Source organism: Paenibacillus sp. MCAF9, from assembly GCF_052114265.1.
GTDB lineage: Bacteria > Bacillota > Bacilli > Paenibacillales > Paenibacillaceae > Pristimantibacillus.
Genome location: NZ_JBFREL010000001.1, coordinates 621,220 through 633,824, shown reverse-complemented (window position 1 = coordinate 633,824; position 12,605 = coordinate 621,220). Strand labels below are relative to the sequence as shown.

The window sequence follows — 12,605 nt, the reverse complement described above, 5'->3', positions numbered from 1 at the left end:
TAAGATAAGGAGCAATCAGCATGAATCAACAGCAATTGCCGATTGATCAGGTATTGCCGGAACTGCTATTGGCTCTGCAAAGCGGTGTGAATGCGGTGCTGATCGCAGAGCCGGGGGCCGGAAAGACAACACGAGTTCCGCTTGCGCTGCTTGATCAGCCATGGCTGGGAAGCAAAAAAATAATAATGCTTGAGCCGCGCAGACTCGCCGCACGTTCAGCCGCTCAGTTTATGGCAAAATCACTTGGCGAGCAGGCTGGTGAAACGGTTGGTTACCGGGTGAGACTAGATTCTCGGGTTAGTTCGCAAACACGCATTGAAGTGGTGACCGAAGGTGTATTAACGCGCATGCTGCAGGAGGACCCCGCACTCGAGCAGGTTGGGGCGATCTTGTTCGACGAGTTCCATGAACGGCACTTGCATGGCGATCTTGGCTTAACGCTTTGCTTGCAATCACAGCAATTGCTGAGAGATGATTTACGCCTCGTTATTATGTCAGCAACGCTGGATGCAGAGCCGATTGCCGAGCTGCTTGAGGGTGCACCAATTATTAGAAGTGAAGGCCGGGTTTTCCCTGTTGAGACACAATACATGAGAGCAAGGCTTACGGGACCTATAGAGCCCCACATGGCACGAACAATTATGGAAGCGCTCCGTTCGTTTGATGGAGATGTATTAGCGTTTTTGCCAGGTGTTGCTGAGATACGCCGCACAGCCAGATGGCTGATGGAGAGCGGCGTATCTTCATTTGCTCGAGTAGAGGAACTGCATGGCAGCTTGCCGCTCGAGCAACAAGATGCGGCTGTTGCTCCATGTGCTGAGGGCGAACGCAAGGTTGTGCTTGCGACTTCCATTGCAGAATCAAGTCTGACCGTTGAAGGAGTTAAGGTTGTGGTAGACAGCGGCTTAATGCGAGTTCCCCGGTTTTCTCCAAGAACAGGCATGACTCGGCTGGAAACATTGCCGGTTTCGATCGCTTCTGCGGATCAGCGCCGAGGGAGAGCTGGACGGTTGGCTAAAGGTGCTTGTTATCGGTTATGGACAGAGCAAGAGCAAGTTTATTTGCCGAAACAGAGTACACCCGAGCTGCTTGAGGCAGATCTTGCTGCCCTTGCCCTTGAGCTAGCCATTTGGGGAATAAAAGATCCGCTGGAGCTTAATTGGTTGACGCCGCCGCCTGCAGCTGCTTATGAGCAAGCGGTTGCTTTGCTGAAAGAGCTAAACGCAATAGATGGTTACAGTAAACCAACAGCCGCGGGAGTGAAAATGGCACAGTTTGGTTTGCATCCGCGGCTCGGTTCCATGATTTTGCAGGCTTCAGAGCTAGGTTCTGCACGACTCGCATGTGATGCAGCAGCTTTGCTAAGCGAACGTGATTTACTTCCACAGGAGCGCAATGTAGATGTGCAGCTACGGTTGGATTTGTTATATCAGCTGTCCGGAAAAGATGGCAAACTGCTGATGGGCGGCAGCTCCGAGCATCCCAGCAGAGGCGCAGTACGGCGAATTATCGCGCAAGCGGATCAATGGGAGCGGAAATTGTCAGCGCAAACCGCTGCCGAGACAGCTTCTGAGAAGAAAGCTCAGCACAAGTCGCCTATTCCGATTGGCATTTTGCTGGCATTTGCGTATCCGGACCGAATCGCTCAAAGGCGCAGCGATGGCCGATACTTATTAGCTAACGGCAGAGGAGCTGTATTGCCTGAACTTCAGCCGCTATCGCGTTCAGCTTATCTTGCTGCTTGCGAGCTCGATGATACAGGCTCCGAAAGCCGGATACGGTTAGCGGCTGAACTTCATCTAAGCGATATCGAGCATTATCTAAGTGGCTATATAACAGCTGAAGAGGTCGTAGAGTGGGATGCTGCTGCACAAGCTGTTCGTGCAAGGAAACGATTGCGACTTGGCAGTATTGTGATGAAAGAAAGCATTCTTCAGAAACCGGATGAACAACTTGTTGCGGATGCTTTGATTTCTGCGATTCAGGAAACTGGATTTGTAATGCTGCCAATGAGCAAGCAAGCGCAGCAGTTGAAAGCAAGGATGAAGCTGATGGCGCAGGCTGGCGATGATTGGCCCGATGCTTCAGATGAAGAGCTTCTCGGCACGCTTGATGAGTGGCTGAAGCCGCATCTATTCGGGATGAAGAGCCGTGCTGATTTACAAAAGCTCTCCATGCATCAGCTGCTTGAAGGCAAGCTTAGCTGGAAGCAAAAACAGGAGCTTGATGAGCAGGTTCCTACCCATATCGTTGTACCTAGCGGTTCTCGTATACCGATAGACTACAGTGATCCGGAGTCGCCAGTGCTTGCCGTAAGGTTACAGGAGCTATTCGGTCTAACGGATACACCACGACTAGCAAGGGGCAGATTGCCGGTTACACTGCATCTTTTATCTCCGTCGCAGCGACCGGTTCAAGTGACGCGTGATTTGCGCAGCTTTTGGGAGAATACGTATTTCGAAGTAAAGAAGGATTTGAAAGGACGTTATCCGAAGCATTATTGGCCGGATGATCCTTACACAGCGATGCCGACGAATCGAGCGAAGCCGAGAAACACATAAGGGACTCAGCTGTTTCTGCCTAAGCATGAGAAATCTCCCTATTCTGAGAGGATGTGTGCCAAAGCAATGATCATTTATTTAGTCATACTATATTTGCTGTTTATAAATATTTACACGTTTGCGCTTATGGGCTTTGATAAGAAAAGCGCTAAGAAGCAGCGCAGGCGTGTTCCCGAAAAACGATTGTTTTTGCTGAGTGCTATTGGCGGTGCAGGCGGAACATGGCTTGCGATGAAAAAATGGCGTCATAAAACAAAACATCGCTCGTTTACAGTAGGAATTCCTTTTCTGTTTGTCTTAAATATATTGCTCATTCTAGGAGCTGCCAAGCTTATTGGAATGACTGTAAACTCTTGATTGCTTTGAGAAGCCTTCCTATGGTATATTGGGGCTTCTCTTTTTTTTCTTGCACACCACAAACTTAGGAGGTAACTGACATGACCGTTCAAAGTGCCTATCAAGAAGAGCAGGATCGATTAACCGAGTCGCTGAATGATATTGTAAATCAGCTTCAAGAAATTGGTCCACGCTACAAAGGCGATGATTTCACAGAGCAAATGCTCGATTTACAGCAAGAGGAACGTAGACTTAGACTTGAAATATCGAAGCGTGAGCCTTATTTCGGCCGCATTGATTTTCAAGAGTTGCCAGTGGGCGAAACAAAGCCCTTATATATTGGAAAAGCCGGCGTGGCAAAGCAAGGCAGCAATGAGCTGCTTGTCATCGATTGGCGTGCGCCAGCAGCAAGCTTGTTTTATTCCTTCACAGGCGGAGAAGCGCCAGCTTCCTATCAATCGCCTGACGGAGAAATTGAAGGATATGTCCATTTAAAGCGAAATTTCATGATCCGCCAGGGAGAAATCATTCGTCTGGTTGATAGTTATGTACGCGGCCAAGAAGAAGGCTCGGTAACGGATGAATTCCTTTTGTATCGCTTAGGAGAGAACAAGGATAATAAGCTGCGTGATATCGTTTCTACGATTCAAGGCGAGCAAGACCGTATTATTCGTGCGGATCGTAACAAAGCGTTGTTTATACAGGGCGTCGCGGGAAGCGGTAAAACGACCGTTGCGCTGCATAGACTTGCTTTCTTGCTTTATCAGTACGCCGATCGGATGCGAGCGGAGCGAATGATCATCTTTGCGCCTAACCGAATGTTCCTAGACTACATATCCGGTGTATTGCCAGAGCTAGGTGTGGGTGATATTCAGCAAACGACATTCAGTGACTGGTCTCTTGAGCTGCTGGAAAAAGCAGTAACCGTCAGCGATCCTTCCGATACGATGGCTTATTGGTTCGAAGAACGCAGAACCGCTTCAGAAGTGGAGAATGCATCCGGGCGCTTTAAAGGGAATCTCGATTTTAAAGCCATTATAGATGAGCGGATCGCTAACTTTGAGCAACGAATTGTGCCAACGACATCTTTTATGCCAATTGATGGGCTTGAGCTGTCGCCAGAGCAAATCCGCGAGTGGTATGATACCGATTATGGCGAAGAGACGCTCATGAAGAAACGGGATCGACTTGTTAGTCGGATTCGTCGCTGGATGGAGTCCGAGCTGAAGATGAAGCGGATTGTTGATAAAAAAATAAGAGCGAAGGCGCTCACTAAGTTTAATAGCTACACCAAAAAAATTCCGGCCTATACCTCTTTACAGCTATATGCTTCGTTGTTCAGCGGAAAACTGCTTGAGAGCCGTATTCCTAAGGTTATCGCAGCTGCAACTGCCGAACGATTAAAAAAAGAAATGGCTGCTGCGGAGGATTTGGCACCGCTCGCCTATATCCAGCTTCAGCTATTTGGATTGCCGAAGCAGTTTTTCGATCATATCGTTATAGATGAAGCACAGGATTATTCTCCGTTTCAGCTGGAAGTACTTCGGCTGTGTCAAAGAACAGCATCGATGACCGTGCTAGGCGATTTGCAGCAAGGTATTCATGCCTACGCAGGCGTACAAAGCTGGACAGAGCTTACCGCTTTGTTTAATGAAGAGCAAATTGACTTTTATGAGCTCAATCGAAGCTATCGTTCGACAATGGAAATTATCGAATTTGCCAACAAAATTTTAGGAAGCATGATCGGCGAAGTCAAACCTGCAGTGCCTGTTTTCCGAAGCGGAGATGCCGTTCTTGCAGTGCCAGTTGAAAACGATAATTGGTTAGCTTCCATTGAAGGCACTATCCGTGAATGGCAATCGAAGGCGGAATATGAGACGATTTCTGTCATTGGCCGTACAGCGATTGAATGCGAAGAAATTTATAACTTCTTGATTAAGCAAGGTTTGGACGCTTCGTTAGTGCAGAGCAAGCAGCCTGCATATGGCGGCGGCCTGTCTGTCGTACCTGTCTATTTGTCCAAAGGTTTGGAATTCGATGCTGTTCTTGTAGCAGATGCGAGCGAGGAAGCTTATTCTGAGCTTGATGCGAAGCTATTGTACGTCGGATGCACGCGCGCCTTGCATAAGCTTAAGCTGTTTTATCGCGGAAAACTCACATCACTGCTGGGCGACGAAGCTTAATTTCGATATAATAGGCAGCAACATAACGTCTATCCGGAGGCTACTTATTTATGAACTGGGACGAATGGCTGCCGCCAGTATGGCTCTCTTTGAGAGTATCTATTATGGCTAGCATTATCGTTGCCATTATTGGAATGCTCGTAGCAAGCTTCATGTCACGGCATTCTTTTAAAGGCAAAAGTACTGTAGAAACCTTCTTCATGCTTCCGCTGGTCCTGCCCCCAACCGTCGTTGGGTTCATTCTTCTCATTACGCTTGGACGAGGGAGCTGGATCGGTAAAGCATACGAGTGGTTATTTGCTCAACCTATCGTTTTCTCATGGATCGCCGCGGTTATCGCGGCGGTCATTGTTGCGTTTCCGCTCGTTTATCAGACGATGAAGGTTGGTTTTCTTTCCGTCGATCGCCATCTTGAGGAGTCTGCACGTTCAGCAGGAGCCAGTGAGCTGCAGGTACTGAGATATATCACGCTGCCGCTTGCTAAACGATCACTAACTACGGCATACCTGCTAGGATTTGCTAGAGGCCTTGGCGAGTTTGGCGCAACCTTGATGATTGCAGGAAATATACCAGGTCGCACGCAGACAGTACCTACTGCTATTTACATCGCTGTTGAGACGGGTGAAATGGGAATGGCTTGGGCTTGGACGATAGCTATCATTTCGTTCTCTTTTGTCATGCTGCTGTTTACGGGACGCAAATTGGAACAATAATGTGAAGGACGAATCCGAATCCAGTTTTTCTGCGTATTACTTGCGGAGAAGGAGCGTGCCCGAAGATGTCTACTGTCATGGATTCACCAGAAAATTTGAAATCTGCTTTGCTTGAAATAGAGAAATGGGAAAAAGAACAGAAGGATTTATGGTTTTGGGAAAAGCTTGGGCGTTTGCCATTTATGCTGCTCGACAAAATTACTCCAAAGTTTATACAGGAAAAACTTGGACTTGCAGTGGATGAGATCGGAAGCTATATTCAAAATGGCGGGAAATATTTGATTTCGGAGCGTTCGGTTATTGAGAAACTGCATCATAATGCGGCTCAGAACGATGTGCTTCTTGGAGCCGATCATGAAGAGACGACCATTGACGATGTGGCTAATATGCCGTTGTCTATTTTAAACTTAACTGCTGAGCAATTGGCATCCAGTCGCTCGAAAATGGCCACGCTTCAAGGGGCAACGACAGGAATTGGCGGCATTTTTACATTAGCGATCGATATTCCAGCCATACTCGGCTTATCGCTGAAGATCATTCAAGAAATTGCGATTTGCTACGGGTTTGATCCAAAAAGCAAGGAAGAACGTGTATTTACAGTTAAAGTAATGCAATTTGCTTCTTCAGATATTGTAGGAAAAAATGCGATACTTGATGAGCTCAGTGCTTATGAGGAAGTGAACCGAAGCAATCAAATGCTGTCGCAGCTGCAGGGCTGGAGTGAAGTGGTTGCTGTTTATCGGGACAATTTTGGCTGGAAGAAGCTATTTCAAATGATACCTGTGGCAGGCATGTTATTCGGAGCGTTCATTAATCGGGGCATGTTGAATGATGTTGCAGAAGCAGCAACCATGCTGTACCGGAAACGCAGAGTATTAATAAAGCTGGGGGAAAACGAGGCGAAAGCATAATGACGACGAGCAGCATGAGAAAGACCATAGCCGAGCAAGCGATTGCTTTTCTAGGTGAAGCGTATTATGAGCTTGGAAAAACCGAAGAAGAAGCGAAGCGGCGAATTGATGAAGTGCTGAAGCAATTAGAGGATACTGGTTATTATATACATACGTATGAAGAGCTAAGGCATGGTGCAAAGATGGCGTGGCGGAACAATAACCGCTGTATCGGTCGATTGTTTTGGCAGACGCTGGAAGTATTCGACGCACGCGATATAGTGGATGAGCTAGATGCTGCAAAACGAATCTTCCAACATATGAGCTATGCAACAAATGGAGGCAGGATTAGGCCAGCTATTACGATTTTTCCGGCCAGCCACTCCCAAAATAACGTAAGAATTTGGAATCATCAGCTCGTACGTTATGCAGGTTACAGCGAGGGGGAAGCTATTATTGGCGACCCTGCCTCCGCAGCCTTTACAGCTGTTTGTGAGAAGCTGGGCTGGAAGGGTGAAGGTACTCGATTTGACGTGCTTCCGCTAGTCATTTCACTTTCAGGGAAATCGCCTAAATGGTATGAGCTGCCTAAGGAGAACGTGCTAGAGGTTGCGTTGACGCATCCTGAGAATCAGGAGTTCGAGCAGCTCGCATTGCAGTGGTACGCCGTTCCTTTTATATCTGATATGGAGCTTGAAATAGGTGGAATTTTGTATAAGGCTGCTCCTTTTAATGGATGGTACATGGGTACTGAAATCGGAGCGAGAAACCTATCGGACACCAGTCGCTATAATCAGCTGCCGAATGTTGCAAAGCTTTTTCAATTTGATATGTCAACGAATACTTCGTTATGGAAGGACCGTGCTTTAACGGAGCTAAATGTAGCTGTACTGTATTCATTTAAAAAGCAGGGCGTCAGCATTGTTGACCATCATACAGCATCGGAGCAGTTTCTACGTTTTGAGAAGCAAGAGCAGGAGCAGGGGAGAGCAGTGACCGGTCGTTGGTCATGGCTTATTCCCCCGATGTCACCCGCTACCACAGGCATATGGCATCGCAGCTTTGATGATACGGAACGAACGCCTGCTTATCGAGCGCAAGCTGCTCCATATTAAGCAAATAATGTATGAAATGTAGTAAGATAAATAGAGGAATGTTAGTTCATGAATTGGGCTAATCTCCTCTATTTTTTTATTTTAAGCATGTGATGTCGAATTTTGAGATGAACTGGCTTTTGCAGAGAAAATGATGAAAGCCTGATTGTTTTAATAGGAGACAAAAAAATAAGGAGGCTCTTTATGGGAAAATTTATTAGCCATGTACAGATTCCAGTGAAAAACTTGGAGGATGCAGCTTTATGGTATATTACCAATCTCGATTGTACGTTACATGCTAATTTCGGTGAATTTGCTATTATAGGCTTTAAGGAAGATAAAACACATATCTTTTTATGGAAGTCTTCAGATAAGGAATCATCAACGTTTACAGTTAACGGCGAACCGTTTCCGAGCATTGGTTTTCAGGTAGAGGATATGGATGAGCTTTGCAGAAAGCTATCTGAAGCTGGCGTTAAGGTACATGGTGACCCAAAAGCACCGCCAGGTGAGGAAGGAAGAAGGTTTTTGAAATTTTTTGATCCTGATGGCAATATGTTGGTCGCACATACTATCTAGGAATGTTAATTTTGGTAAACTGTAATCAACTGATAGACTTTTATTAGCTGACGTTAAATGATATTTGAATCATACATTTGGATGAGCAGGCGCTAATCAGCCTGCTCTTTTTATTGGCCATAACGATTTCTAATAAGAACTTTCATCTAGCAAATCTTTGCAGGAGATCCTCAAAAATCAAGCAACATAAAATTATTAATATACGTCGAAGTAGATGTGTGTACTTTTAATTTGACTGTTAGAGAGGCAGGGGTTCTTGTGCAAAAGCTTTTCTGCTTGGTATTGTTTATTGCGGTTTGTCTATCTGGTTGTTCCACAAAGTCTGATCCCGCAGCGTCAGACCGAACTTCCGAAAATACTGTACTTGAAGAAAATTTGCCATTTGCACAATTGCCAGTGAATGAAATAAAGGAAATTGTTATCTTAAAACCTGATGGCATAGATTTAGAGCCATTGCCTAAACCATTAGCGACTCTTACCGAGAAAAATGAATTTCAAGCATTTTCAGATGCAATAAAAGATGCGGTTAGAGCTACAGGGGAGGTTGTTGCTATCGGACCAAACTACGACATTATCGTAAAATATGCATCCTCTGAGCAACGATTTCGATACTGGAATAGCAAACCTCTAAAAATGATTACAGATCTTGAAGTACAAAAGTCATATTTCTTAAGTGAAGAAGCGATCAATCAAATTGATGAGTTAATCAACAAGCGGCTGACAAACGGTGTAAAGGATTAGGCTGATAATGATCTGAACAATTAACTGAACGAGGCAGCCGGTAGGATGACAGCCTTGCCGTGCTACTTTGAGGTTTAGTTCGATTTATTTTAAGGGGAAGATGGAGGCATTACAAAGGTGAGGAAAAATATAAATATCGTACTAATCGGTATGTCAGGAGCGGGTAAAAGCACTGTAGGTGTGCTGCTTGCAAAAGCTTTAGGAATGGATTTCATCGATACAGATCTTGTTATTCAACAACAAGAAGGTAGGTTGCTGCAAGAAATAATTGATCATGAGGGTATCGACAAATTTATGGAAATCGAAGAGAAAATAGTTTCTGTACTGGAACTGGAAAATTGTATTATTTCTACAGGTGGAAGTGTTATCTATTCAAATAAAGCTATGAATGCCTTGAAACAGGTTGGGCATATCGTTTATTTGCATGTCCCATATGAAGAGATTCAAAGGCGACTCATAAACATAGCAACTAGAGGGATTGTAATGAAGAAAGGAAATAGCCTGAAGGACGTTTATGAGGAAAGAGTGCCGCTATACATGAAGTATAGTGATAGAACTTTTGATTGCTCAAATAAGGATATCGAACATTGTGTTAGTGAAATTTTAGAGAGCATGCAGAAATAAAGGAACGAAATCTCGCACCCAATGTTTACTAAATATTACATAAATATTCGTGCAAGGGGAATAAAACAGCTAGAGGCCGTACAGGAGAATTGTATGCATCTCATTTCGGGCCATGCTGAAGAAGATTGCTATATCGTATTTTTAAGCTCTTTCGCCTGTATATCCAGCTGCCGCGCCGCTTCTCCGATGCTCATGAATTCATCGACAGCACGTTGAATGCGCTGCTGGCTTTCCGCAACGACTTCCTGTGAGAGCTTGGTGCCGTTTACGACCTCTTGAACATGGTTTACGATATCTTCTACATACCCATTTACTTCTTTGGTTGCTTCATGGACTTGACCAGCCAGCTTGCGGACCTCTATCGCGACCACATTGAAGCCCCGGCCATGCTCACCGGCATGTGCAGCTTCGATTGCCGCATTTAATGATAAAATATTGGTTTGCGATGCAATATCGCGAATGGTACGAACGATTTTACGAATAAAGCTTGTTTGTTGTTCCAGCAGGTGGAGGACAGTCATATTATCGCTTGCACCTACAGCCACTCTTTCAATTGCCGCTTCCACTTCTTGGCTGTGTGATATCCCTTCTTGGGCACGGCCGAGCAGCTCCTCGGACATTTTTAGCAAATTTTCTGTCATCTGAGAAGTAGCCTGCTCGCGGGCATTAATATCGGTTGCCATTTTTAAAATTGCAATGACTCTGCCTTCTTCGTCTCTGACCGGCATGTAAGTGGCCTCCAGCCAAATTGCATTTCCGGTTTTTGTAGTCCGCAAAATTTTATTCTGAAAGGGTAGTCCATTGCGCAAGTCTTCCCAGAGTTTGGCATACGCAGTGCTATTCACAAATTGTTGCGAACAAAATTGCTTATGCTGCATGCCTGGCATCTCTGTGTAGTGATATCCCATGGCTTGCGCAAAATTTTCGTTTGCCCATAAAACCTTTCCTTGAACATCGAATTCAATCATGGCGAGCGACTGCTCAATAGCTGTAAGAACAGCTCTCTTGTCCAATACCTGGGTAGTCATATGTAGCACGGTGTTCGATTCTGTCATGTAGAGATTCTCCTTCATTCGTTCGAATGCTTATAGTAAGCAAAAATAGCCTTCACAACATTCTACAAACATTATACAAGTTGTGCAAGATATTATTATCAAGGGTTTGAAACGCATTTGGAACATGTTTGAAATTCTATCAGATTCATTTGAGAGATTAATGTGATTGGTTCTCTCATCTGATGTCGAGAAGGGGCGAGATATGCTATTCTAAGTAGATGACATCAGCTTGTTTGGAGGAATTATAAACGTGGATTTTAATATGCAATATTTATCCTTTTTCGTTATTCATACCGATGGTGAAGAGAGTGCCACATCATCAGGAAAACGGTTTAAACATTATCAAACTTTAGAAGAAGACACATATGAAGATAGTGAAATTCAAAGGTTTTTGGATGATGAATTTAAACGGATCGTCAAAAGAAAAGTAGAGCGCAATCCTAACTCAGCAAGCGCGCCAACGAAGATTGGACGATTTATGGTCGAGCCCGGTTATGAACTCGGCAGCAATCAGAACTACAATTTATTTCAGCGGCTGCGTGACGCGGATTCCAAGGAGCGCTTTATCGGCATTGCCGACGAGCTCGTTCGAATCTACATGGATACGAGTGCAGTAAGGGGAGGCGCATTTATTATTGCGTTATCCAAGCTTAATACGTATTTCGATGAGCCGTTTTTATTTTTGCTGAAATGTGATTTTGAGCCTAAGATTGCTCGTATTTCGGATGAAAAAAGCTTAATCTCCCAGGTGGAGATGGCGATATCTGCTCGCAGCATCAAATCGATTCAGTATCCGCATATGCCGGAGGAGGGCATGCTAGAGCATTGGGAGCTAAAAATTCATCAGGCGTCGCACGCTCGATATTTTGAAGATTTCTTAAAATATGTTTCTTATGAGAAGCCTTTGCCTGAGGTCATGGGAGAGCAAGTGGTGGAGATGGTTCATCAATATATTGCGGATAAGTGGCAAGAGGATGAAAGCTCGGAGCGCCGCGAGGAAGAAAATGCGGTCGAGGTGTGGGCGGCAAGTGAGAAGCGCGACCTTCAGGAGTGGTGGACGCCGGAGCAGGTAGAAGTTGCAGCTGCGGCATTAGTTGAGCAGAAGCCGGATTTACCTTTTACATTTAAACTAGGCGACGTTACAGTAAAAGGTCTGCTTGCTGACTTTGGCGACAGCATCCATTTTGCCAAGCATAACGGACGTTACGTCGTCGTAATTGAAGGGGATTCCTTTCAATTCGACAAGGGCATGTCGCCGGTTGAGCTCGTCCAGCCGCTTGATCTGGTTAATGTTATGCCGCGTATCGGAAGCAAGAAGCCTGCTGAGGATGCGGATTCCGGATATAGCTACACCCCTACTGGAGAAGGCACTGGCAATAACGATGATGTTCCATGGTAAGTCATCTAGTACGTATGAAATTTCACTTTGAAGGAGAGGATATTTAAGTGGACAACTTATTTTTTATAGAAATAGGCATGGGATGCGATCTACACGGTCAAAATATTACAAAGGCATCGGTGCGCGCGGTACAAAACGCGATTCATCATAACTCGATGCCCGGACTGCGATCCGTACTGCCAGGAGGAACGCTTGATAACATGAAGGTGCGGGTAAGGCTTGCACTTCCTTGTGATCATGAGCTTCTTGACGTTGAGCAGGTAAAAGCAGTGCTGCCGTATGGACAAGTGACTGTAGAAGTCATACACGGCGGCATGCTGACGACTAGCGGTGTAGTACTGCCGGACAAAGATGATAAAAACGATTTGATTTACATCGTTAATGCATCGGTTGAGGTGGGCTACTAGTAGCATCTCCATTGCAAAAGGGA

12 protein-coding genes are annotated in these 12,605 nt (G+C 45.3%); 11 read left to right on the top strand and 1 reads right to left on the bottom strand.

The features are described from left to right. Positions 1–20: 20 nt before the first annotated feature. From hrpB to AB4Z45_RS02905, 9 genes are all read left to right on the top strand, one after another. Positions 21–2,561 carry an ATP-dependent helicase HrpB gene (gene hrpB, locus AB4Z45_RS02945; RefSeq protein WP_441907814.1) on the top strand — a complete coding sequence of 847 codons (2,541 nt, stop codon included), beginning with the start codon at positions 21–23 and terminating at the stop codon, positions 2,559–2,561. A gap of 66 nt (positions 2,562–2,627) precedes the next feature. After that, positions 2,628–2,918, top strand: coding sequence for a DUF1294 domain-containing protein (locus tag AB4Z45_RS02940; protein WP_339209079.1), 291 nt, complete (start codon positions 2,628–2,630; stop codon positions 2,916–2,918). A gap of 80 nt (positions 2,919–2,998) precedes the next feature. Continuing rightward, positions 2,999–5,080, top strand: coding sequence for a HelD family protein (locus tag AB4Z45_RS02935; protein ID WP_441907813.1), 2,082 nt, complete (start codon positions 2,999–3,001; stop codon positions 5,078–5,080). A gap of 50 nt (positions 5,081–5,130) precedes the next feature. Then, a complete protein-coding gene (modB, locus tag AB4Z45_RS02930; protein WP_441907812.1) occupies positions 5,131–5,793 on the top strand; it encodes a molybdate ABC transporter permease subunit in 663 nt (220 codons plus the stop codon). Between the two features lie 65 nt (positions 5,794–5,858). Continuing rightward, the gene (locus AB4Z45_RS02925) at positions 5,859–6,704 is read left to right on the top strand and encodes an EcsC family protein (protein WP_441907811.1); all 846 of its coding nucleotides are present in this window, start codon (positions 5,859–5,861) and stop codon (positions 6,702–6,704) included. Beyond that, entirely contained in the window at positions 6,704–7,798 is a 1,095-nt protein-coding gene (locus AB4Z45_RS02920; RefSeq protein WP_441907810.1) for a nitric oxide synthase oxygenase, read from the top strand. The genes AB4Z45_RS02925 and AB4Z45_RS02920 overlap by 1 nt, the downstream gene beginning before the upstream one ends. A 183-nt stretch (positions 7,799–7,981) precedes the next feature. Then, complete coding sequence (locus AB4Z45_RS02915) at positions 7,982–8,356, top strand: VOC family protein (protein ID WP_441907809.1); 375 nt, start codon at positions 7,982–7,984, stop codon at positions 8,354–8,356. Positions 8,357–8,614: 258 nt separating this feature from the next. Next, complete coding sequence (locus AB4Z45_RS02910; RefSeq protein WP_441907808.1) at positions 8,615–9,097, top strand: hypothetical protein; 483 nt, start codon at positions 8,615–8,617, stop codon at positions 9,095–9,097. A gap of 117 nt (positions 9,098–9,214) precedes the next feature. Next, entirely contained in the window at positions 9,215–9,721 is a 507-nt protein-coding gene (locus AB4Z45_RS02905) for a shikimate kinase (protein WP_441907807.1), read from the top strand. A 128-nt stretch (positions 9,722–9,849) separates the two neighbouring features. Here the strand turns inward: AB4Z45_RS02905 and AB4Z45_RS02900 are convergent, their stop codons facing one another. After that, positions 9,850–10,776, bottom strand: a complete 927-nt coding sequence (locus tag AB4Z45_RS02900; RefSeq protein ID WP_441907806.1) for a methyl-accepting chemotaxis protein — start codon at positions 10,774–10,776, stop codon at positions 9,850–9,852. 250 nt (positions 10,777–11,026) lie between these two features. Here AB4Z45_RS02900 and AB4Z45_RS02895 point away from each other — a divergent pair, with 250 nt between their 5' ends. After that, positions 11,027–12,175: a DUF3900 domain-containing protein gene (locus AB4Z45_RS02895; protein WP_441907805.1), complete on the top strand. Its 1,149-nt coding sequence runs from the start codon at positions 11,027–11,029 to the stop codon at positions 12,173–12,175. 47 nt (positions 12,176–12,222) lie between these two features. After that, positions 12,223–12,582, top strand: coding sequence for a Lin0512 family protein (locus tag AB4Z45_RS02890; RefSeq protein WP_076269289.1), 360 nt, complete (start codon positions 12,223–12,225; stop codon positions 12,580–12,582). Positions 12,583–12,605: the final 23 nt, after the last annotated feature.